Consider the following 23031-nt stretch of genomic DNA (forward strand, 5'->3'; position numbering starts at 1 on the left):
ATCCAAAAGAAGCCAGCCACAAGCTGTAGCAAAGTGCAGTCATGCCAGTCACCGGCGTTCGTCCAGGAATTCAGACATGTTCACCTCCTTTGCCTCACTGAAAAGAAAACCCCTCGCCCGCCTCGCGCTGGCCATCAGCCTTGGCACGCTTGGCCTGCCTTACTGGGCGGGCACCGCTCAGGCCCATGGCGGGCACGCCGAGATGGTGCCGCTGCAAGCGGGCCTTGAGGAGTTTGGGGCCACGGTGAAATGGGACGACTACGCCGACCTGTTCGTGATTGCCAAGGACGGCGTTTATCTCAAGGTCAAACCGGGCAGCAAGGTCGCCATGCTCAACGGCAAACGGATGGAGCTGAGTGTGCCGGTGGTGTTCAAGGGCAAGACCGCTTTCATGTCCAAGGACTTCATCAATCAGGTGTTCCAGTCCGGCCTGGACAAGACCTTTGTCGTCGAGACGCGCCCTAACCCGCTCAACCCGCTGAGCGCGGATGAGATCAAGACCGCTGTCGAGATCATCAAGCAATCGGAGCACTACAAACCCGGTTTCCGCTTCACCGAAGTTTCGGTCAACGAACCACCGAAGGATCAGGTGTGGAATTTCGTCTACAGCGGGCAAAACGTCGCCCAACCGCGTCAGGCCAACATTGTGGTGCTCGACGGCAAGCATGTGGTTGAAGGCCTGGTCGATCTCGACAGCAAGACGCTCAAGTCGTGGAAGCCGATCGAAGGTGCCCACGGCATGGTCCTGCTGGATGACTTCGCGACGGTGCAATCGGCGATTGAAGCGAGCCCCGAGTATGCGCAGGCGCTGGTCAAACGCGGTATCAGCGATGTGAAGAAGGTGGTGGCCACGCCGTTGACGGTCGGTTACTTCGACGGCAAGGACGGGCTGGCGCAGGACAAGCGCCTGCTGAAAATCGTCAGCTATCTGAATACCGGTGACGGTAACTACTGGGCGCACCCGATCGAGGGGCTGGTGGCGATTGTCGATCTGGAGCAGAAGAAACTGATCAAGATCGAAGACGACGCGGTCATTCCGGTGCCGATGAAATCGACGCCGTACGACGGACGCGGGCGTAAGGGCACGTCGGTCAAGCCGCTGGAGATTACCGAGCCCGAAGGCAAAAACTACACCATCTCCGGCAACAGCATTCACTGGCAGAACTGGGACTTCCACGTTCGCCTCGACTCGCGGGTCGGCCCGATCCTGTCCACCGTCACTTATGACGACAAGGGCAAGAAACGCAAAATCATGTACGAAGGCTCGCTGGGCGGCATGATCGTGCCTTATGGCGATCCGGATGGCGGCTGGTACTTCAAGGCTTATCTCGATTCGGGCGATTACGGCATGGGCACGCTGACCTCGCCGATCGCGCGCGGTAAAGATGCTCCGGAAAACGCCGTGCTGCTGGACGCGACCATTGCCGACTACACCGGCGCCCCGACCTCGATTCCCCGCGCCATGGCGGTGTTCGAACGCTACGCCGGCCCGGAATACAAACACCAGGAAATGGGCCAGCCCAACCTCAGCACCGAGCGTCGTGAACTGGTGGTGCGCTGGATCAGCACCGTCGGCAACTACGACTACATTTTCGACTGGGTCTTCCAGCAAAACGGCACCATTGGCATCGACGCCGGCGCCACCGGCATCGAAGCGGTCAAGGGCGTGAAATCGAAAACCATGCACGAAGCCACGGCCAAGGAAGACACGCGCTACGGCACGCTGCTGGACCACAACATCGTCGGCACCACGCACCAGCACATCTACAACTTCCGCCTGGACATGGACGTGGACGGTGAGAACAACTCGCTGGTGGAAGTGAACCCGGTGGTTGCCCCGAACGACCGTGGCGGACCGCGCACCAGCACGATGCAGACCGAAACCAAAGTCGTCGGCACCGAGCAGCAAGCCGCGCAGAAATTCGACCCGTCGACTGTTCGCCTGCTGACCAATACCAGCAAGGAAAACAAAGTCGGCAACCCGGTTTCCTATCAGTTGATTCCGTATGCCGGCGGTACGCACCCGGTGGCCAAGGGTGCCAATTTCGGCAAGGACGAATGGCTCTATCACCGCCTGAGTTTCATGGACAAACAGCTGTGGGTGACGCGCTACAACCCGGAAGAGAAGTATCCGGAAGGCAAATACCCGAACCGCTCGGACAAGGATGCGGGGCTTGGGCAGTTCACCCACGACAACCAGTCCATCGAAAACAGCGATGACGTGGTCTGGCTGACCACCGGCACCACGCACATCGCCCGTGCGGAGGAATGGCCGATCATGCCGACCGAGTGGGTGCATGTGCTGTTGAAGCCGTGGAATTTCTTCGATGAGACGCCGACGCTGAACCTCAACGCAAAGTAGGAGCCCGGCTTGCTGGCGATGGCGATCTCACGGCCGCCATCGCCGGCAAGCCAGCTCCTACAGATCGCAGGGATGCTCCGGGATTGTGGGTTGGCATAAACCTGTAGGAGCCCGGCTTGCCGGCGATGGCGATCTCATAGCCGCCATCGCCGGCAAGCCGGGCTCCTACAAAAGCAATTCGGTCAGGCGTGTTTTTTGCGGTACTCACCGGGCGAAATGCCGAAGCGCGATTTGAACGCGGTGGAAAAGTAGCTCGAATCGGAAAAGCCCCACGAATACCCCAGCACCGACAACTTCTGCTCGGTACGCGTTTGGCGCAGGGACTCCGCGCACAAATCCAGCCGCCGATTCTTGATGTACCGCGCCACCACCAATCCCTTCTTGGCAAACATCCGGTACAAACCACGCGTCGACATTCCCACCTCGCGCGCCAGCCATTCGGGGCAGAGGTCTTCCGAGCGGATGTGCTCATCGATGAAGCCCAGGGTCTTGCGAAAGAGGCGCTCATGCACGTCTGCGCATGCTTCGCTGTGGCTGATGGCCGGACGCAGCAGGCTGACAATCGCCTCCAGCGTCGCTTCGCTTTCTGCCCGGCTCAGGCATTGCTGGTGCGTGGCGTCCAGAATCAAACGGTGCGAGAGCATCGCGATGGGGGATGTCGCGGCGATCCGGTGACCGCACTGGACCGGATTGAAGCGCAGGGTTTGCTCGACCAGTTGCGACGGCAGAATCAATGACAGCTGCCGGGAGTTTTCACTGTAGGTAAAGTCGCTGGGGCGCGAGGCGTCGATCAGCGTGATATCCCCGGCCGACAGCAACACCTTGCTGTCGCCCTGAGCCATGCCGGCGCTGCCATCGAGCTGAAACACCGCAAAGTATTTACCGTCCTCGCCCGCCGCCACTTCGTGAGGCGTGCGGTACAGCCGTGCCTGGCGGGCATCGACAAAACTGAGCTTCAGCGCGCCGTCCTGGTGCTCGCGGATCTGTCCGGCAAACTCATCGCCCAGAGGTTGCGCATTGAAGGCGCCACAGATCTGGTTGATCTGATGAATCCACTGATCGAAGCCATCACGGCGCTGTGCAATTGAAGAAATCATGTCGGGCCTCACGCAGGCTTGTTTTTATTATCTACGCCAATCCACGGGTTCTCCTGAACAGTGCCGCTCCTACGCAAACAGACGGGTTACTTAAGCCCGCCAAAGCGCCGATAAAAGCTTTCGCCCACGTCCGGCAACGGACCATCGGCGGTTTCCAGTGCAGTGTTCAACCACTCTTCGGCCTTGGCGTAGATCAGCCGGTAAATGTTGCGGCACAACTGGCGGGCGGCGCGTCCTTCCCAATCGCCGGGCAACAACTCGTCCGGCAATTGCGGGTCACGCAGCAGCAGTTTGCGGTACTCGTGAATAAGCAGGACCCGTGCCAGGAAGCAGTCCGACGGTTGCAGGTTTTCCTGCTCGCGAAGCGCTTGCCAGAGCGGTCGGAACAGTTGGATGAACTCGCTGTAATGGGCCGCCAGCTCCTCGATGTTCCAGCTCTCGCGCACCTGCAAACGCAGGGCCTTGGAGGCAAGCACGTCTTGTGCGGTGGTTTCGAAGACGATGGTGTCTTCCTGGGCACCCAGGTCGAGCAAGGTCGCGTTGACGTCGGCCCGATCACTGCGCGGGCAGGCCAGCACGGCGGGCGAGATCGCACCAAAACCTTGCCACTCCAGTTCTTCGCGCACTTGTTTGCGCTTGTCCTGGGTCAGTTGCGTGAGCATCACCAGGCACCACGAACCGTCCCAGGCCGGAACGGTGGAGCTGTAGACCCGCTTGAAAGCTTTGTCGAAACGCCGACGGCCGGCGCCGGTCAGGCTGTAGTAGCTGCGACGCCCGACTTTTTCGGCGGTCAGCCAGCCTTCCTTGGTCAGGCGAAAAATCGAGGTGCGGATCAGCCGTTCATTGATGCCGATGGGCTCGAGCAACTGAATCAGGCTGCCCAGCCAGACCGTGCCGCCGTGGGGTTCGATGGCATCCCCGTACAGCGTGATGATCAAGGAACTGGCGCGGATCGGCGTCTGCTCCTGGAAGCGGGTAATCAGATGGTTCAAGGGTGTCAGGGACGACATGGGCGTACCGAGCTGAAAAAAGAAAAGGAATATACCGAATGTCCGCCGGTTAATTGCAAATCCTGTAGGAGCGAAGCTTGCTCGCGAAGGTGTGTCAGCTAAAGGGCTGTCGACTGACACACCTTCGCGAGCAAGCTTCGCTCCTACAGGGGAACAACTTTCACAGAGAACTGCCCTTGGGCCGCAGGCCGCTGTCGCTGATACGCGGGCGGTCGGGCTCCGGTTCGGTCAGCGGCTCGCAGACTTGCATCTGCTCCAGGCAACGCTTGGCCAGTTGCTGATATTCACGAGTGCCCGCCTGCTTCCACGACACCTCTTCATCGCTGAGGCTGCGCTTGACGCTGGCCGGCGCGCCCATGATCAGCGACTGCTCGGGGCCTTCGAAACCGGCCTTGACGAAGGCCGCCGCCGAGACGAATGAGCGGGCACCGATGCGCGCATTATCCATCACCACCGCATTCATCCCCACCAACGCGTCGGCGCCAATCCGGCAGCCGTGCAGCACCGCGCCATGGCCGATGTGGCCGTTGCGCTCGACCACGGTGTCGCTTTCCGGGAAACCGTGCATCACGCAGGTGTCCTGCAGATTGGCGCCCTCCTCCAGCACGATCCGGCCGAAGTCACCGCGCAGACTCGCCAGCGGACCGACGTAGCAATGGGGACCGATGATCACGTCGCCGATCAGCACGGCGGACGGGTGAACGTAAGCGCTGGGGTCAACCACCGGAGTCAGGCCATCGAGGCTGTAGCAGGTCATGGGGCGTTTCCTTATAGAGCATTCACAAAGCGATGCCGATGCAGACTCATTTTGTATCACATCACTTTTACATTAACAAAGCACAAAAACCGTATCACTTACAAAGCCACGGGCCTGCCGCGTCTATTTAGACGATAAAACCCCGGCTAAAACCAATAAAACAGGCGTATCCAGCGCTTGATCAAAGCCATTCAAACCAAAGCCATAAAACCACAAACCCGACTATAGGACACATTAAATCTATTTTTGTATTGCATTTACGTATCACGTTATAGGTATACTCCGGCAAAACCGGCCTACGCGCCGATCCAATAATGAGCCGGCATTACAGCCGAGCGTGCACCGTGAGGGCATCCGCCATGCCTCTAACCCTTGCTGTCGAATTCTTCGAACCGGGCGTCCGCCTGATTACCTTGCAGCGTCCGCAAGCGTTGAATGCCCTGACCACCCAATTGCTGGGTGAACTGGCGAACGAACTGACGGCCGCGCAAGCCGATGCCGAGACCCGCGTCGTGGTCCTGACCGGCAGCCGCAAAGCCTTCGCGGCCGGCGCCGATATCAAGGAAATGGCCGAGCGCAATCTGGTCGGCATCCTCGACGACCCGCGCCAGGCGTCATGGCAAACCATCACCCGCTTCAACAAACCGCTGATCGCCGCCGTCAACGGCTTCGCCCTCGGCGGTGGCTGCGAACTGGCGATGCACGCCGACATCATCATCGCCGGCGAGGACGCACGTTTCGGCCAGCCGGAAATCAACCTCGGGATCATGCCCGGCGCCGGCGGCACCCAACGTTTGCTGCGCGCCGTCGGCAAATCCATGGCCATGCAGATGGTCCTGACCGGTGAGCCGATCGACGCCCGCCAGGCCCAGCGCGCCGGGCTGGTCAGCGAAGTCACCCAACCGGAATTCACCGTCGAGCGTGCGCTGCAGATCGCCCGCAGCATTGCCACGAAAGCACCGCTGGCGGTGCGCCTGGCCAAGGAAGCGCTGCTCAAGGCGATGGACACCGACCTCGCCAGCGGCCTGCGTTTCGAGCGCCACGCCTTCACCGTGCTGGCCGGCACCCGCGACCGCGACGAAGGCATCGCAGCCTTTCAGCAAAAGCGCACGCCGACCTTCACTGGCCAGTAATCCGGCCATCGATAACGAATTCGAACGACCTCCCAGAGAACGTCAAGACCATGAACTTCGAACACATCCTGTTTTCCATCGAGGCCGGCGTTGCCCTGCTGAGCCTCAATCGCCCGGACCAACTCAACAGCTTCAACACCCAGATGCACGGCGAAGTGAAGGAAGCGCTCAAGCAGGTTCGGCAGAACCCGGACGTGCGCGTACTGCTGCTGACCGGTGAAGGTCGCGGTTTCTGCGCCGGGCAAGACCTCAGCGACCGCAATGTCGCGCCGGGCAGCGCCGTGCCGGATCTGGGTGAGTCCATCGAGAAGTTCTACAACCCGCTGATCCGCCAGTTGCGCGACCTGCCGCTGCCGGTGATCTGCGCGGTCAATGGCGTGGCGGCCGGCGCCGGCGCCAACATTCCACTGGCTTGCGATCTGGTATTGGCAGCGCGTTCGGCGAGCTTCATCCAGGCCTTCTGCAAGATCGGTTTGATCCCGGATTCCGGCGGCACCTGGACCTTGCCGCGCCTGGTCGGCATGGCCCGCGCCAAGGCGCTGGCCTTGCTCGGTAATCGCCTGAGCGCCGAGCAAGCCGAGCAATGGGGGCTGATCTACCGCGTGGTGGATGACGCCGAATTGCGCAATGAAGCCCTGACCCTCGCCCGCCATCTGGCCACGCAACCGACATACGGTTTGGCCCTGATCAAACGCAGCCTCAACGCCAGCCTGAGCAACACCTTCGACGAACAGCTGGAGCTGGAAAAAGACCTGCAACGCCTGGCTGGGCGCAGCGAGGATTACCGTGAAGGCGTCAGCGCGTTCATGGAAAAACGCAGCCCAAGTTTCAAGGGGCGCTGAGTCATGACCGCACTGAACACTAACGCGCGCATCGCGGTGATCGGCGCCGGGGCCATGGGCGCAGGCATTGCCCAGGTCGCGGCGCAGGCCGGTCATCCGGTATTGCTGCTGGACAATCGCCCCGGCGCTGCGGCCCAGGCCATTGAAGGCATTGATCGACAACTGGGCAAACGGGTCGAGAACGGCAAACTGTCCGCCGAGTCGCGCAGCGCAACGATTGCGCGCCTGCACGCCGTGGAAGCCATCGAAGCGCTGGCCGAGTGCGAGCTGATCATCGAAGCCATCGTCGAAAACCTTGAGGTCAAACGCGCGCTCTTTCGCCAACTGGAAGGCATCTGCGGTGAGCACTGCATTCTGGCGAGCAACACCTCGTCGCTGTCGATCACCAGCATCGCCGCGCAGCTGAACCATCCGCAACGCTTGCTCGGCTTGCACTTCTTCAACCCGGCGCCGGTCATGGCGCTGGTGGAAATCGTTTCCGGGCTGGCCAGCGATCCGGCGTTGGCCGAGTGTCTGTACGACACCGCCAAAGCCTGGGGCAAAAAACCCGTACACACCCGCTCGACACCGGGCTTTATCGTCAACCGCGTCGCCCGCCCGTTCTACGCCGAAAGCCTGCGCCTGCTGCAGGAAGGCGCGGCGGATTGCCCGACGCTGGATACGCTGATGCGCGAGGCCGGTGGTTTTGCGATGGGCGCCTTCGAACTGACCGACCTGATCGGCCATGACGTCAACTATGCCGTGACCTGTTCGGTGTTTGATGCCTATTACGGTGACACACGTTTCCTGCCTTCGCTGATTCAGAAGGAATTGGTCGACGCCGGGCGCCTGGGTCGCAAGAGCGGCCATGGTTTCTACCGTTATGGCGAGGATGCCTCGCGACCACAGCCGACCTCTATCAGCAGCGATCAGCCGGTTGAAACCTGCGTCGTGGAAGGTGATCTCGGCATCGCCAACGCGTTGATTGCGCGTCTGCGCGAACATCAGATCAACGTCATTCAGCGCGATGGCCAGGGCCTGTTGAAAGTCGGCGATGCCGTGCTGGCGCTTAGCGACGGGCGCATGGCCTGTCAGCGGGCGAAAGAAGACGGGCTGCGCAATCTGATCCTGCTGGACCTGGCCTTCGACTACGGCAAGGCCAGCCGCATCGCCATCAGTTGCTCGGCAGACATCACCCCTTCGGCACTCGAACACGGCGTAGCACTGCTGCAACGCGCTGGATTCACCGTCAGCCAACTCAGCGACAGCCCGGCGCTCGCGGTGTTGCGCACGGTGGCGATGCTCGCCAACGAAGCCGCCGACGCCGTGCTGCAAGGCGTGGCCTCGGCCGCCGACATCGATCTGGCGATGCGCGCCGGGGTCAATTACCCGCAAGGCCCGCTGGCCTGGGCCGACGCCATTGGCCTCGCGCACATCCTCAACGTGCTGGAAAACCTGCAAACGAGCTACGGCGAACAACGCTATCGACCGTCGCTGCTGTTGCGCCGCCGCGTCGCTGAAGGGAGGACGTTCCATGACTAATCACGAAGCAATGAACCTGGCCAGCAACTGCGCGCAAACGATGTTCAAGCGCGACGCCGCGAGCCAGGCCATGGGCATGCGCCTGCTCTCGGCGGCACCGGGCTGCGCCCGCGTCGGCATGAGCGTGCGCGCCGACATGATTCAGGGCCACGGCACCTGCCACGGCGGTTACCTGTTCGCCCTCGCCGACTCGGCGTTTGCCTTTGCCTGCAACAGCTACAACGAAGCCACCGTGGCCATCGGTTGCAGCATCGACTACATCGCCCCGGCACGCCTGGGCGACACCTTGACCGCCGATTGCACCGAGCAGAGCCGCTCCGGTCGCACCGGCAACTACGACGTGCGGATTGAAAACCAACTGGGCCAGCTGATCGCGCTGTTCCATGGCAAATCCTACAAAGTGCGCGGCGCTGTGCTCGCGCAGGAGACCCCGAATGAATGACGCCTTGATCATCGACGCCGTGCGGACCCCGATCGGCCGCTACGCCGGTGCCTTGAGCAGCGTACGCGCCGACGACCTCGGTGCAGTGCCGTTGCGCGAACTGCTGCGCCGCCACCCGCAGGTCAACTGGAATGCCGTGGATGATGTGATCTACGGTTGCGCCAACCAGGCCGGCGAAGACAACCGTAACGTCGCACGCATGTCGGCGCTGTTGGCCGGGTTGCCGGTCAGCGTGCCGGGCACCACGCTCAACCGTTTGTGCGGTTCCGGGCTGGATGCCATCGGCACCGCGGCGCGGGCGATTCGTTGCGGCGAAGCCGGGCTGATGCTGGTCGGCGGCGTCGAATCGATGTCCCGCGCGCCGTTGGTCATGGGCAAGGCCGAACAGGCCTTCTCCCGGGATGCGCAGGTCTACGACACCACCATCGGCTGGCGCTTCGTCAATCCGCTGATGAAAAAAACCTACGGCATCGACTCGATGCCGGAAACCGCCGAGAACGTCGCCGAGCAGTTCAACATCTCCCGCGCCGACCAGGACGCCTTTGCCCTGCGCAGCCAGCAGCGTGCCGGCGCGGCCCAGGCCAGTGGGCGTCTGGCCAAGGAAATCGTCGCGGTGGAAATCCCGCAGCGCAAAGGCCCGGCCAAAATCGTCGAGCATGACGAACACCCACGCGGCGACACCACGCTTGAGCAGTTGCAGAAGCTCGGCACACCGTTTCGCGAAGGCGGCAGCGTCACCGCCGGTAATGCCTCCGGGGTCAATGACGGCGCTTGCGCGCTGTTGCTGGCCAGCCCGGCGGTCGCCAAACGCCACGGCCTGAAGGCTCGCGGCCGGGTTGTGGCCATGGCCACTGCCGGCGTCGAGCCGCGCATCATGGGCATCGGCCCGGTACCAGCGACGCGCAAAGTGCTGGAACTGGCCAACCTGAGCCTCGCCGACATGGACGTGATCGAACTCAATGAAGCCTTCGCCGCGCAAGGCCTGGCGGTGTTGCGAGAACTGGGTTTGAGCGACACCGACCCGCGGGTCAACCCGAATGGCGGCGCCATCGCCCTCGGCCACCCATTGGGCATGAGCGGCGCGCGGCTGGTGACCACCGCCCTGCACGAACTGGAAGAACGTCAGGGCCGCTACGCGTTGTGCACCATGTGCATCGGCGTCGGCCAGGGCATTGCGCTGATCATTGAGCGCTTGTCCGACTAAAGAATCGCGATTCCCGGGGAGCCTAGAGGTATCCTTGGGGCATGCACTCAAAGCCCGGCTGCGGCCGGGCTGAAACACAAAAATAATTCGAGTGAAGTTATGAACATGCCAATTGCCAAAGCCGTGCTTGATCCCGTGCTGGACCCGCTGGAAACCGCCAGCATTGACGAACTCCGTCAGCACCAGCTGGAACGCCTGCGCTGGAGCCTCAACCACGCCTACAAAAATGTGCCGCTGTACCGTCAGCGTTTCGATGCACTGGGCGTGCACCCGGATGACATCAAGTCCCTGGAAGACCTGGCGAAGTTTCCGTTCACCACCAAATCCGACCTGCGCGACAACTACCCCTACGGCATGTTTGCCGTGCCGATGCAGGACGTGGTGCGCCTGCACGCATCCAGCGGCACCACCGGCAAACCGACCGTCGTCGGTTACACGCAGAACGACATCGACACCTGGGCCAACGTGGTCGCTCGCTCGATCCGCGCAGCCGGTGGCCGACGTGGCGACAAAGTGCACATTTCCTATGGCTACGGCCTGTTCACCGGCGGTCTCGGCGCGCACTACGGTGCCGAACGCCTGGGTTGCACGGTGATTCCGATGTCCGGCGGCCAGACTGAAAAGCAAGTGCAACTGATCAAGGATTTCCAGCCGGACATCATCATGGTCACGCCGTCGTACATGCTCAACATCGCCGATGAAATCGAGCGCCAGGGCATCGACCCGCACAAACTGGCCCTGCGCCTGGGCATCTTCGGTGCCGAGCCGTGGACCGGCGAACTGCGCAGCGCCATCGAGAACCGCTTGGGCATCACCGCACTGGACATCTACGGCCTCTCGGAAATCATGGGGCCGGGCGTCGCCATGGAATGCGCCGAAACCAAGGACGGGCCGACGATCTGGGAAGACCATTTCTACCCGGAAATCATCGACCCGGTCACCGGTGAAGTGCTGCCGGACGGGCAGATGGGCGAGCTGGTGTTCACGTCCCTGAGCAAGGAAGCCTTGCCGATGATCCGCTACCGCACCCGCGACCTGACGCGCCTGCTGCCAGGGACTGCGCGGCCGATGCGGCGGATCGACAAGATCACCGGGCGCAGCGATGACATGTTGATCATTCGCGGGGTTAACGTGTTTCCGACGCAGATCGAGGAGCAGGTGCTGAAAATCAAACAGCTTTCAGAGTGTTATGAGATTCATCTGTATCGCAACGGGAACCTGGACAGCGTGGATGTGCATGTCGAGTTGAAGGCTGAGCACCAGCACTTGAGCGATGAGCAGCAGAGGGCTGTTTGTGGCGAGTTGAGCAAGCACATCAAGACGTATATCGGGATCAGTTCGCGGATTGTTTTGCAGCCTCTGCATTCGATCAAGCGCTCTGAGGGCAAGGCTTGTCACGTAATGGACAAACGCCCGAAAGCATGACTGCTGCACCCTTTAAGCCCCGCTTTTGCGGGGCTTTTTTTTGGGTGTACGTGCACGAATCCTGTGGGAGCGAGCCTGCTCGCGAAGGGTTTATAGGCAGCCCGACTCTCGCGGATGTACACGGTCCTTGTAGGAGCCGGCTTGCCGGCGATGGCTATTTGAGGGTGTACATATCCATTCCTGCGGTAACGGCCGCTAATGGTTTCGCCCTTACGGCGAGTCACTTGGAAGAGCCCCAAGTAACCAAGGGCTCTTGCCCCTTTCGTTCGGTGCCTCGCCTAGGCTCGGCATTCCCTCGCTCCGGTCCTGCTCCGTGGGCCCGCCGCCATCGGCCATCCATGGCCGGGGGCGGCTAACCCGGCATCCATGCCGGGTTGCCCACTGCGCAGAACCTCCACTCGGCCTCTCGAGGGGGCGCTCAGATCAAGAGCTGAAGGCGAGCTAACGCTCGGCCTGATGAGTGGTGGAAATCAAAAGCGTATGGGATTCCCTGTAGGAGCCGGCTTGCCGGCGAAAAGCGTCCAGACACCGCGTTCATCCAGACAACCCGCGTCATCGTTGACGACCATCGCTGCGATGCGGCGACCCGACAAGCCAGCTCCTACAGGGTCATGTGAACCACAACGAACGAGTCAGAGATTACGCGAGAGCGCTCTTGTGACGACGCGTCTGGCAGTGGCGCGCCTGTCCAGCATGTAGATGTGGTTATCCAGCTCAGGCACCAGTCGTGCTTTGCGTTTGTCGTCGAACTTTCCCACTGTCATTAAATAGATCATCGGCAGCACGATCCCTCCCCACCACTGGCCGGACAGAAAAAAGATGAAAGGCCACGGGATCAACAGAACCGCCAAAATCCACCCGTTGGCGCGCATAGTCGGGATCAATTCCTGGTAGAGAAAATCACTCGATTCCAAGTCGAAACTGAGGGAAAGATTGTGATTGCGCAGAAGCACGGGGTACATGTCTTCCTTGTGTGAACTTCCGGCGTAGATCACGTAAACCTCATGACCTTTGCGTAAATGGAAATCTTCAAAAGCATATTCCAGACGGAGCTCATCGCCTCCCTTCGTTCTGATCCATACCACACGACGGCTCGGCGTATTGCTGATCACCACCCCATGCTCGATGTGAAAATGAATCCTGACCTTACCGAAGGTGAAATCCTGCATGCCCACTCCTTGAAATTCCGTCACCGACGACGAGTCGCCCAGTCGGTAAGCAGCGGATGCTACTAAGGCGCCATCAGGCTGTCCAGAAACCGGACTCGCCCCGTACGTCGAAAGCGATACAAAAAAACATACGACACGATATTTTGTGTTTGATATTAAATTCTGTATCGCTTATAAAGTTCTCCATGCCCTCGATCAGATTCAAGGCGGGAGACCCCCAATGTACGCACAGCTCGTAGAAACCGGCGTTAAGCGCATCAAGGACCTGTCGGAAATGTCCGAACAGGAACGCGCCTTCCAGGAAAAAATCGATTCAGAAATCAAGATCGAAGCGAAAAACTGGATGCCTGATGCCTATCGCCAGACCCTGATCCGGCAGATCTCGCAGCACGCCCACTCGGAAATCGTCGGCATGCTGCCCGAAGGCAACTGGGTCACCCGCGCGCCATCGCTCAAACGCAAACTGCAATTGATGGCCAAGATTCAGGACGAAGCCGGCCACGGCCTGTACCTGTACAGCGCCATGGAAACCCTCGGCGCCGACCGCGACGAAGAAATCGCCAAGCTGCACAGCGGCAAGGCCAAGTACTCGAGCATCTTCAACTACCCGACCCTGAACTGGGCCGACATGGGCGCAGTGGGCTGGCTGGTGGACGGCGCCGCGATCGTCAATCAGGTGGTGTTGCAACGCACCTCATACGGCCCCTACTCCCGGGCCATGGTGCGCATCTGCAAGGAAGAAAGTTTCCACCAGCGCCAAGGCTACGAAATCCTTTTGACCATGATGCGCCACGGCAATCAGGCGCAAAAAGACATGGTCCAGGACGCGATCAACCGCCTGTGGTGGCCGTCGCTGATGATGTTCGGCCCGAGCGACGAACACTCGCCGAACAGCGCCCAGTCCATGGCCTGGAAAATCAAGCGCCAGAGCAACGACGAACTGCGCCAGCGCTTTATCGACCAGACCATCCCGCAACTCGAATTGCTCGGTTGCACCTGCCCCGATCCGGACCTGAAGTGGAACGCCGAACGCGGCCATTACGACTTCGGTGAAATCCAGTGGAGCGAGTTCTACGAAGTGCTCAAGGGCAACGGCCCGTGCAACCAGGAACGCGTCGCCACCCGCCGCAAAGCCATTGAAGACGGCGCTTGGGTCCGCGAGGCCGCGGTTGCCCACGCCCGCAAAAAACAAAACAAGAACGCCGCCTGATTCGGCCACCTGATCTGGAGACACCGCCATGTCCGAATGGACCCTTTTCGAAGTCTTCGTGCGCAGCAAGCACGGCCTCAACCACAAGCACGTCGGCAGCGTGCATGCCGCCGACACCACCATGGCCATCGAGAACGCGCGTGAGTTGTACACCCGTCGCAGTGAAGGCGTGAGCCTGTGGGTCGTGCCGTCGGCACTGATCACCGCCTCGTCGCCGGATGAAAAAGACCCGCTGTTCGACCCGTCGGACGACAAGGTTTATCGCCATGCCAGCTTCTACGAGCTGCCGGCCGAAGTCGGGCACATGTGAGGTCGACCATGAATAACAACACCGATCTGATCGAATACCTGCTGCGCCTCGGCGACAGCGCCCTGATCCAGGGCCAGCGCCTGTGCCAATGGTGCGGCAAGGCGCCGGCGCTGGAAGAAGAACTGGCGCTGATGAACGTCGGCCTCGACCTCGTCGGCCAGGCGCGCAACTGGCTGGAATACGCCGCTGAACTGCTGGGCGACGATCGCGATGCCGATCACCTGGCGTTCCGTCGCGATGAGCGCGCCTATCGCAACCTGCTGCTGGTGGAACAACCCAACGGCGATTACGCGGTGACCATCCTCAAGCAGTTCCTGTATGACGCCTGGCACCTGGAAGTGCTTAAAGGTTTGAGCCAGTCCAGCGATGAGCGCATCGCCGGGATCGCTGCCAAAGCTGTAAAGGAAGTCACCTATCACCTGCGCCGCTCCAGCGAGTGGGTCGAGCGTCTGGGCGACGGCACCGAGGAAAGCCACAAGCGCATGCTCGCAGCGATCCCTGAGGTCTGGCGCTTTACCGTGGAACTGATCGCTGCCGATGACAGCGAACAGCGTCTGTGCGAAGCCGGCATCACCCCGGACATCGCCACGGTCGCCGCCGCGTGGCAAGCCAGGGTCAACGAGATTTTCGCCAGCGCCACCCTGCCCGTGCCTGCCGCGCCGAGCTATTTCTACCTGAATGCGCGCAAGGGGCTGCACACCGAACACCTCGGCATCCTGTTGGCGGAGATGCAATTCCTGCCACGAGCGTACCCCGATGCAACCTGGTGAGCTGATCGCCAGCGACCTCGGCGCCCGGCCGGCCCAACCGACGGACTTGGCCGCCGCGTGGGCGACCCTGGCGCAGGTCATGGACCCGGAAGTGCCGGTGGTCAGCGTGGTCGACCTCGGCATCGTGCGCGATCTCGACTGGCAAGCCGGCCACTTGCACGTGGTGGTCACGCCAACCTACTCCGGCTGCCCCGCCACCGAGGTGATTGAAAGCGACATCCGCGATGCGCTGGAACTTGCCGGCTTCAGGGCACCGCAACTGGAACGCAAATTGACCCCGGCGTGGACCACCGACTGGATCACCGACATTGGCCGCGAACGCCTGCGCGCTTATGGCATCGCACCGCCCGACGGCAGCACCAGCAAACGCAGCCTGCTCGGCGAAAGCCCGGTGATCGTCTGCCCGCAATGCGGCAGCGCGCACACCGAAGTGCTCAGCGAGTTCGGTTCCACCGCGTGCAAGGCGTTGTACCGCTGCGTCGATTGCCGCGAGCCGTTCGACTATTTCAAGTGCATCTGAGCGGCGATCGGCCGTCCCAGCTGGAGAACAATAATGAGCAAATTTCACAGCCTGACCATCAAGGACGTGCGCGCCGAAACCCGTGACGCGGTGTCCATCGCCTTCGATATTCCGCAGCACCTGCAAGACAGTTTTCACTTCACCCAGGGCCAGCACCTGGTGATGCGCACGCAGATGGATGGCGAAGAAGTGCGTCGTTCGTATTCGATTTGCACCGGCGTCAATGACGGCGAACTGCGCGTCGCGATCAAGCGTGTGGCCGGCGGGCGTTTCTCCGCATTCGCCAATGAGCAGCTCAAGGCCGGGCACAGCCTGGAAGTGATGCCGCCGGCCGGGCACTTCTGCGTCGAACTCGACCCACAACGCCACGGTCATTACCTGGCCGTGGCGGCGGGCAGCGGCATCACGCCGATCCTGTCGATCATCAAGACCACCCTGCAAACCGAACCGCACAGCCGCGTCACGCTGCTGTATGGCAACCGCTCAAGTTCCGGCGCGCTGTTCCGTGAACAGCTCGAAGATTTGAAAAACCGCTACTTGCAGCGTCTGAACCTGATCTTCGTGTTCAGCCGCGAGCAGCAGGATGTCGACCTGTACAACGGCCGGATCAACGCCGAGAAATGCGAGCAACTGTTCTCCCGCTGGCTCGATGTCAAAGCCCTCGATGCGGCATTCATCTGTGGCCCGCAGGAGATGACCGAAACCGTGCGCGACAGCCTCAAGGCCAAGGGCATGGCACCGGAGCGCATCCATTTCGAACTGTTCGCCGCCGCTGGCAGCCAGCAAAAACGCGAGGCTCGCGAGGCTGCACGGCAAGTTGATGCGGCGGTCAGCCAGATCACCGTTATCAGCGACGGCCGCGCGCTGGCCTTCGACCTGCCGCGCAACAGCCAGAGCATCCTCGATGCCGGCAACGCCCAGGGCGCCGAACTGCCTTACTCGTGCAAGGCCGGCGTGTGCTCGACGTGCAAATGCAAGGTCATCGAAGGCGAAGTGGAAATGGACAGCAACCACGCCCTGGAAGACTACGAAGTGGCTGCCGGTTACGTGCTGTCGTGCCAGGCGTATCCGGTCAGCGACAAAGTCATCCTGGATTTCGACCAACTCTGATTATCCGGCAAACACGGAACCTGTAGGAGCGAGGCTTGCCCGCGAAGACTGACCATCAGACGACATCAATGTTGAATCTGCCGGCCTCTTCGCGGGCAAGCCTCGCTCCTACAGGGACCGGGGCGCCCCCGAGAACCTGCTTCACCCCACAACAAAAACAACAACAGAGAGCGTGCCATGACACCCACTGACGTAGAACTCATCCGCCAGCACCCCGATTTCATCCAGCTGGTTCGTCGCAAACAAAACCTGTACTGGTCGCTGTCGCTGATCATGCTGGTGATCTATTTCGGCTTCGTGTTGCTGGTGGCGTTCTCCCCCGCCACCCTCGGTCAGTCCTTGAGCGGCGGCGTGACCTCGGTGGGCATGCTGGTCGGTGTGGTGATTGTGGTATTGGCCTTCGCGCTGACCGGTTTCTACGTCTATCGCGCCAACAACGTGATTGATCCGCTCAACGAAAAGCTGAAACAGGAGTGCGCCCGATGAGCCGTCTCCTGGCGTTGTTCCTGTTGCCGCTGGCAGCGGTCACCGACTTCGCGGTCGCCGCCGACGGCGCGTCCCGCCCACTGAACTGGAACGCCATCGGCATGTTCCTGGTGTTCGTGCTGTTCACCCTCGGCGTCACGCGTTGGGCCGCATTGCGTACCCGCTCCGCCAGCGACTTCTACACCGCAGGCGGTGGCATGACTGGCTTCCAGAACGGCCTGGCGATTGCCGGCGACATGATCTCGGCGGCGTCTTTCCTCGGCATCTCGGCGATGATGTTTCTCAATGGCTACGACGGCTTGCTCTACGCCCTGGGCGTGTTGGCGGGCTGGCCGATCATCCTGTTCCTGATCGCTGAGCGCCTGCGCAACCTCGGCAAATATACGTTCGCCGACGTGGTCTCTTATCGCCTGGAACAAACCCCGGTGCGCCTGACCTCGGCGTTCGGCACCCTGACTGTTGCGTTGATGTACCTGGTGGCGCAGATGGTCGGTGCCGGCAAGTTGATCGAGTTGCTGTTCGGCATCGACTACCTCTACGCGGTGATGCTGGTCGGTGTGTTGATGGTGTTCTACGTGACCTTCGGCGGCATGCTCGCCACCACGTGGGTGCAGATCATCAAAGCGGTGATGCTGCTGTTCGGCACCACGTTCATGGCGTTCATGGTGCTCAAGCATTTCGGTTTCAGCACCGAAGCGATGTTCGCCGGCGCCACTGCCGTGCACGCCAAGGGCAGCGCGATCATGGCGCCCGGTGGTTTGCTGTCGAACCCGATCGATGCGATCTCGCTGGGCTTGGGCATGATGTTCGGCACCGCCGGTCTGCCGCATATCCTGATGCGTTTCTTCACCGTCAGCGATGCCAAGGAAGCGCGTAAAAGCGTGTTCTACGCCACCGGTTTCATCGGTTACTTCTACTTGCTGCTGATCATCGTCGGCTTCGGCGCCATCGTCATGGTCGGCACCGATCCTGCGTTCCGCGATGCCAGCGGCGCGATCATCGGCGGCGGCAACATGATCGCCGTGCACCTGGCACAAGCCGTGGGCGGCAACCTGTTCCTCGGCTTCATCTCGGCAGTCGCGTTCGCCACCATTCTGGCGGTGGTCGCAGGCCTGGCGTTGTCCGGCGCCTCGGCGGTGTCCCACGACTTGTATGCCTGCGTGATGCGCAAGGGCCAGGCCACCGAGCAGCAGGAAATCCGCGTGTCGCGCATTGCCACGCTGTGCATCGGCGTGCTGGCGATCATCCTCGGCCTGCTGTTCGAATCGCAGAACATTGCGTTCCTTTCCGGCCTGGTGCTGGCCATCGCCGCGTCGGTGAATTTCCCGGTGCTGTTCCTTTCGATGTACTGGAAAGGCCTGACCACTCGCGGCGCGGTCACCGGCAGCCTGACGGGGCTGGTCTCGGCGATTGTCCTGCTGGTGCTGAGCCCGGCGGTGTGGGTCAACGTGTTGCATCACGACAAGGCGCTGTTCCCGTACTCCAACCCGGCGCTGTTTTCCATGAGCCTCGCGTTTTTCAGTGCCTGGCTGTTTTCGGTCACCGACACCTCGCCGCGAGCGGCCCTTGAGCGCGGACGCTACCTGGCGCAGTTCATCCGTTCGATGACCGGCATCGGTGCCTCCGGCGCCAGCAAGCACTAATCACGACCGACTGATGGCAGGGAATAAAAACAATGAAGCCCGCACGTTCTGCACCCTACGAATCACTGTTTTCGCTGGCCGCCGTATTGAGCCTGCCCATGGTCGCCCCCAGCGCCATGGCCGACTTCATCGACGACAGCAAGGCCCGCATTGAAATGCGCAACCACTACATCAATCGCGATTTCCGTCAGGACAACGCGGCGCAATCCAAAGCTGAAGAATGGGCGCAGGGTTTCACCGCGCGCATCGAGTCCGGGTTCACCGACGGCACTTTAGGCTTCGGTCTCGATGCATTGGGGGAGCTGGGATTGAAACTCGACTCCAGCCCGGATCGCCGTGGCACCGGGCTGCTGCCCTTCGGTCCGAAAAGCCATGAGCCGGCGGACGAGTTCAGCGAGTTGGGGCTGACCGGCAAGGTGCGGGTGTCGAAAAGCGTGTTGAAGCTCGGCACCCTGCAACCTCTGCTGCCGGTGGCGACCTACAACGACACCCGCCTGCTCGGTTCGACCTTTGAGGGCGGTTTGCTGACCAGCCAGGAAATCAGTGGCCTGACGCTGAATACCGGGCGCCTGACCAAGGCCAACCTGCGGGACTCCTCCAGCAACGATGACATCGGTTACGCCGCCGCCAGCAGTGATCACTTCGACTTTGCCGGTGGCAGCTACGCGTTCAGTCCGCAACTGAACCTGAGCTACTACTACGGCAAGCTCGATCAAATTTATCGCCAGCAATTTGTCGGGTTGGTGCATACCCAGCCGCTGGGCAACGGTTTCAACCTGCGCAGCGACTTGCGCTATTTCGACAGCCGGGGCGACGGCGCCGAACGCGCCGGGCGCATCGACAACCGCAACTTCAACAGCATGTTCACCGTGTCCCACGGTGCCCACAAGGTCAGCGCCACGTACCAGCAGTTGTCCGGCGACAGTGCCTTTCCGTTCCTCAACGGCGGCGATCCGTACGTGGTCAACCTGGTGACCTTCAACACCTACACCCGCGCCGACGAGGACTCCTGGCAGTTGCGTTACGACTACGACTTCGCGGCGCAAGGCATTCCCGGCCTGACCTTCATGACCCGCTACACCGACGGTCGCCACGTCAAGGCCGGCACCGTCGACAACGGTCGTGAGCGCGAGCGCGACACCGACATCAGTTACGTCATCCAGAGCGGCGTGTTCAAGGACGTCAGCCTGCGCTGGCGCAACGTGACCTTCCGCTCCGGCAATGGCCTGAACACCGCCCTCGATGAAAACCGGCTGATCGTCGGTTACACCGTGGCGCTTTGGTAATCCCTGAAGGGCGCGGTTACCGCCGCGCCAACACCTTTCACAACCTGGAGGAATCGTGATGTCTCACGCCCCTACCCTGCAAAGTTTCATCGCCGGTCGCTGGATCGGCCAACACGGTGCCCAGGTGCTGCGCAGCGCCATCGACGGCCACGAGATTGCACGCACCCACGAGGAACGTCCGGACTTCGCCGAAGCCGTCGAGCACGGTCGTCGCCAAGGCATCAGCGGCTTGATGGCGCTGGACTTCCAGCAACGGGCGCAACGTCTCAAGGCACTGGCCTTGTACCTGAGCGAACGCAAGGAACAGCTCTACGCGATCTCCCACCACAGCGGCGCCACCCGCGCCGACAGCTGGATCGATATCGAGGGCGGCAACAGCACGCTGTTCACCTACGCCAGCCTCGGCTCGCGGGAACTGCCGTCAGGCAACATCGTCCACGAAGGCCCGGCGATGCAGCTGAGCAAGCTCGGCACCTTCGCCGGCACGCACATTCTGGTGCCGCGCGGTGGTCTTGCAGTGCACATCAATGCGTTCAACTTCCCGATCTGGGGCATGCTGGAAAAATTCGCGCCGAGCTTTCTCGCCGGCATGCCGTGCATCGTCAAACCGGCCAGCGCCACCAGCTACCTGACCGAAGCCGTGGTGCGGCTGATGGACGAATCCGGCTTGCTGCCGGCGGGCAGCCTGCAACTGATCATCGGCAGCACCGGTGACTTGCTCGACCGCCTGCAAGGCCAGGACGTGGTGACGTTCACCGGTTCGGCCGACACTGCCGCGAAGCTGCGGGTCAATCCGAACCTGATCCGCAACTCGGTGCCGTTCAACGCCGAAGCCGACTCGCTGAACTGCGCGATCCTCGCCCCGGACGTGACCCCGGACGACGAAGAGTTCGAGCTGTTCATCAAGGAAGTCGCACGGGAAATGACCACCAAGGCCGGGCAGAAATGCACCGCCATCCGCCGCGCCATCGTGCCGGCCAAACACATCGATGCCGTCGCGACCCGTTTGCGCGACCGCCTGAAGAAGGTCGTGGTCGGCGACCCGTCGGTGGAAGGCGTGCGCATGGGTGCACTGGCCTCTCACGATCAGCAAAAGGACGTCGCCGAGCGTCTGGAAAGCCTGTTGCAAAGCAGCGACCTGCTGTTCGGCGCTCGCGACGGTTTTGAACCGCGTGGCGAAAACGTCAGCCAGGGTGCGTTCTTCGCGCCGACCCTGTTGCAGGCCCGCGACCCGCACGCTGAAGGCGGCGCGCACGACATCGAAGCGTTCGGCCCGGTCAGCACGCTGATGGCCTACGACGACCTCGACGAAGCATTGGCCCTGGCCGCGCGCGGTAAAGGCAGCCTGGTGGCGAGTCTGATCACCAAGGATCCGCAGATCGCCGCCAAAGCCATTCCTGTCGCAGCAGCCTGGCACGGTCGCTTGCTGGTGCTGGACCGCGAGTCCGCCGCCGAATCCACCGGCCACGGCTCGCCCCTGCCACAACTCAAGCATGGCGGACCGGGTCGTGCCGGTGGCGGTGAAGAGCTCGGTGGTCTGCGCGCGGTAAAACACTACCTGCAACGCGCCGCCGTGCAAGGCTCGCCGACCATGCTCGCCGCCGTCACCGGTGAATACGTGCGCGGCGCCAAGGTCATCGAGACTGAAGTACATCCGTTCCGCCGGTTCTTCCAGGACCTGCAGATCGGCGAGTCGCTGCTGACCCACCGTCGCACCGTGACCGAGGCCGATCTGGTGAACTTCGGTTGCCTGTCCGGCGATCACTTCTACATGCACTTCGACGAGATCGCCGCCAAGGAATCGCAATTCGGCAAACGCATCGCCCACGGTTACTTCGTGCTGTCGGCGGCGGCCGGTCTGTTCGTCTCCCCGGCACCAGGCCCGGTGCTGGCCAACTACGGCCTGGATACGTTGCGCTTCATCAACCCGGTGGGCATCGGCGACACCATCCAGGCGCGCCTGACCTGCAAACGCAAAATCGATCAGGGCAAAAAGAGCCCGCAAGGCATTCCACAGGGCGTGGTGGCATGGGACGTGGAAGTCACCAACCAGCTGGGTGAACTGGTCGCCAGTTACGACATCCTCACGCTGGTCGTCAAACGCGAGGATTAATACAGTCCTGTAGGAGCTGGCTTGCTGGCGATGGCGTCCGCATGATCGATGCAAATCCAAAGGCCCCATCGCCAGCAAGCCGGCTCCTACAAGGGTTTTGCGTGAACGCCAGTCTCAACGTTCACACCGATCCACTGTAGGAGCCGGCTTGCTGGCGATGGCGTCCGCATGATCGATGCACATCCAAAGGCCCCATCGCCGGCAAGCCGGCTCCTACAAGGGTTTTGCGTGAACGCCAGTCTCAACGTTCACACCGATCCACTGTAGGAGCTGGCTTGCCGGCGATGACATCCGCATGATCGATGCAAATCCAAGGGCCTCATCGCCAGCAAGCCGGCTCCTACAAGGGTTTTGTGTGAACGCCAGTTTCAACGTTCACACCGATCCACTGTAGGAGCCGGCTTGCTGGCGATGGCGTCCGCATGATCGATGCACATCCAAAGGACCTATCGCCGGCAAGCCGGCTCCTACAAGGGCTTTGTGTGAACGCCAGCCTCAACGTTCACACCGATCCACTGTAGGAGCTGGCTTGCCGGCGATGTCGTCCGCATGATTGATGCACATCCCAAGGCCCTATCGCCGGCAAGCCGGCTCCTACAAGGGTTTTGTGTGAACGCCAGT

The 23031-nt window shown here is 61.6% G+C and carries 20 protein-coding genes; 16 read left to right on the top strand and 4 right to left on the bottom strand.

Features of this window, described 5'->3' with window-relative positions:
- Positions 1-76: 76 nt before the first annotated feature.
- Positions 77-2362 carry a primary-amine oxidase gene (tynA, locus tag J4E42_RS22700; RefSeq protein ID WP_207286222.1) on the top strand — a complete coding sequence of 762 codons (2286 nt, stop codon included), beginning with the start codon at positions 77-79 and terminating at the stop codon, positions 2360-2362.
- Between the two features lie 182 nt (positions 2363-2544).
- Here the strand turns inward: tynA and feaR are convergent, their stop codons facing one another.
- The 3 genes from feaR to paaY form a co-directional block, all read right to left on the bottom strand.
- Complete coding sequence (gene feaR / locus J4E42_RS22705; protein ID WP_008038301.1) at positions 2545-3459, bottom strand: transcriptional regulator FeaR; 915 nt, start codon at positions 3457-3459, stop codon at positions 2545-2547.
- 86 nt (positions 3460-3545) lie between these two features.
- Entirely contained in the window at positions 3546-4469 is a 924-nt protein-coding gene (gene paaX, locus J4E42_RS22710; protein ID WP_008025283.1) for a phenylacetic acid degradation operon negative regulatory protein PaaX, read from the bottom strand.
- A 160-nt stretch (positions 4470-4629) separates the two neighbouring features.
- Positions 4630-5226, bottom strand: coding sequence for a phenylacetic acid degradation protein PaaY (gene paaY / locus J4E42_RS22715; protein ID WP_207286223.1), 597 nt, complete (start codon positions 5224-5226; stop codon positions 4630-4632).
- Between the two features lie 359 nt (positions 5227-5585).
- Here paaY and paaF point away from each other — a divergent pair, with 359 nt between their 5' ends.
- The 6 genes from paaF (at position 5586) to paaK (ending at position 11793) form a co-directional block, all read left to right on the top strand.
- Positions 5586-6359, top strand: coding sequence for a 2,3-dehydroadipyl-CoA hydratase PaaF (paaF, locus tag J4E42_RS22720; protein ID WP_207286224.1), 774 nt, complete (start codon positions 5586-5588; stop codon positions 6357-6359).
- Positions 6360-6409: 50 nt separating this feature from the next.
- The gene (paaG, locus tag J4E42_RS22725) at positions 6410-7201 is read left to right on the top strand and encodes a 2-(1,2-epoxy-1,2-dihydrophenyl)acetyl-CoA isomerase PaaG (protein WP_008038297.1); all 792 of its coding nucleotides are present in this window, start codon (positions 6410-6412) and stop codon (positions 7199-7201) included.
- 3 nt (positions 7202-7204) lie between these two features.
- Positions 7205-8722, top strand: a complete 1518-nt coding sequence (paaH, locus tag J4E42_RS22730) for a 3-hydroxyacyl-CoA dehydrogenase PaaH (RefSeq protein WP_207286225.1) — start codon at positions 7205-7207, stop codon at positions 8720-8722.
- Positions 8715-9164: a hydroxyphenylacetyl-CoA thioesterase PaaI gene (gene paaI / locus J4E42_RS22735; protein WP_008025274.1), complete on the top strand. Its 450-nt coding sequence runs from the start codon at positions 8715-8717 to the stop codon at positions 9162-9164. The genes paaH and paaI overlap by 8 nt, the downstream gene beginning before the upstream one ends.
- Complete coding sequence (pcaF, locus tag J4E42_RS22740) at positions 9157-10368, top strand: 3-oxoadipyl-CoA thiolase (protein WP_207286226.1); 1212 nt, start codon at positions 9157-9159, stop codon at positions 10366-10368. Before paaI ends, pcaF begins: the two co-directional genes overlap by 8 nt.
- A 99-nt stretch (positions 10369-10467) precedes the next feature.
- On the top strand, positions 10468-11793 hold the full coding sequence (gene paaK / locus J4E42_RS22745) for a phenylacetate--CoA ligase PaaK (RefSeq protein ID WP_008025272.1): 1326 nt from the start codon (positions 10468-10470) through the stop codon (positions 11791-11793).
- A gap of 632 nt (positions 11794-12425) precedes the next feature.
- Here the strand turns inward: paaK and J4E42_RS22750 are convergent.
- Positions 12426-12962, bottom strand: coding sequence for a hypothetical protein (locus tag J4E42_RS22750; RefSeq protein ID WP_008044130.1), 537 nt, complete (start codon positions 12960-12962; stop codon positions 12426-12428).
- Between the two features lie 220 nt (positions 12963-13182).
- On the opposite strand from J4E42_RS22750, the gene paaA reads away from it, so the two are divergent.
- From paaA to paaZ, 9 genes are all read left to right on the top strand, one after another.
- Positions 13183-14172 (top strand): 1,2-phenylacetyl-CoA epoxidase subunit PaaA, encoded by a 990-nt coding sequence (gene paaA, locus J4E42_RS22755; protein ID WP_008032385.1) that lies wholly within the window; start codon positions 13183-13185, stop codon positions 14170-14172.
- A gap of 28 nt (positions 14173-14200) precedes the next feature.
- Positions 14201-14482 carry a 1,2-phenylacetyl-CoA epoxidase subunit PaaB gene (gene paaB, locus J4E42_RS22760; RefSeq protein ID WP_007943393.1) on the top strand — a complete coding sequence of 94 codons (282 nt, stop codon included), beginning with the start codon at positions 14201-14203 and terminating at the stop codon, positions 14480-14482.
- 8 nt (positions 14483-14490) lie between these two features.
- Complete coding sequence (gene paaC / locus J4E42_RS22765) at positions 14491-15252, top strand: 1,2-phenylacetyl-CoA epoxidase subunit PaaC (protein WP_008032384.1); 762 nt, start codon at positions 14491-14493, stop codon at positions 15250-15252.
- Positions 15239-15772, top strand: a complete 534-nt coding sequence (gene paaD / locus J4E42_RS22770) for a 1,2-phenylacetyl-CoA epoxidase subunit PaaD (protein WP_008032381.1) — start codon at positions 15239-15241, stop codon at positions 15770-15772. Before paaC ends, paaD begins: the two co-directional genes overlap by 14 nt.
- A 33-nt stretch (positions 15773-15805) precedes the next feature.
- Positions 15806-16882: a 1,2-phenylacetyl-CoA epoxidase subunit PaaE gene (paaE, locus tag J4E42_RS22775; RefSeq protein ID WP_008032379.1), complete on the top strand. Its 1077-nt coding sequence runs from the start codon at positions 15806-15808 to the stop codon at positions 16880-16882.
- 177 nt (positions 16883-17059) lie between these two features.
- Complete coding sequence (locus J4E42_RS22780; protein WP_008032377.1) at positions 17060-17368, top strand: DUF485 domain-containing protein; 309 nt, start codon at positions 17060-17062, stop codon at positions 17366-17368.
- Positions 17365-19011 (top strand): cation acetate symporter, encoded by a 1647-nt coding sequence (locus J4E42_RS22785; RefSeq protein ID WP_008032374.1) that lies wholly within the window; start codon positions 17365-17367, stop codon positions 19009-19011. Before J4E42_RS22780 ends, J4E42_RS22785 begins: the two co-directional genes overlap by 4 nt.
- A gap of 32 nt (positions 19012-19043) precedes the next feature.
- The gene (locus tag J4E42_RS22790) at positions 19044-20297 is read left to right on the top strand and encodes an OprD family porin (RefSeq protein ID WP_207286227.1); all 1254 of its coding nucleotides are present in this window, start codon (positions 19044-19046) and stop codon (positions 20295-20297) included.
- 58 nt (positions 20298-20355) lie between these two features.
- Positions 20356-22410 (top strand): phenylacetic acid degradation bifunctional protein PaaZ, encoded by a 2055-nt coding sequence (paaZ, locus tag J4E42_RS22795; RefSeq protein ID WP_207286228.1) that lies wholly within the window; start codon positions 20356-20358, stop codon positions 22408-22410.
- Positions 22411-23031: the final 621 nt, after the last annotated feature.

This window comes from Pseudomonas sp. FW300-N2A2 (assembly GCF_017351735.1).
In the GTDB taxonomy this organism is placed as follows: Bacteria; Pseudomonadota; Gammaproteobacteria; order Pseudomonadales; family Pseudomonadaceae; genus Aquipseudomonas; species Aquipseudomonas migulae.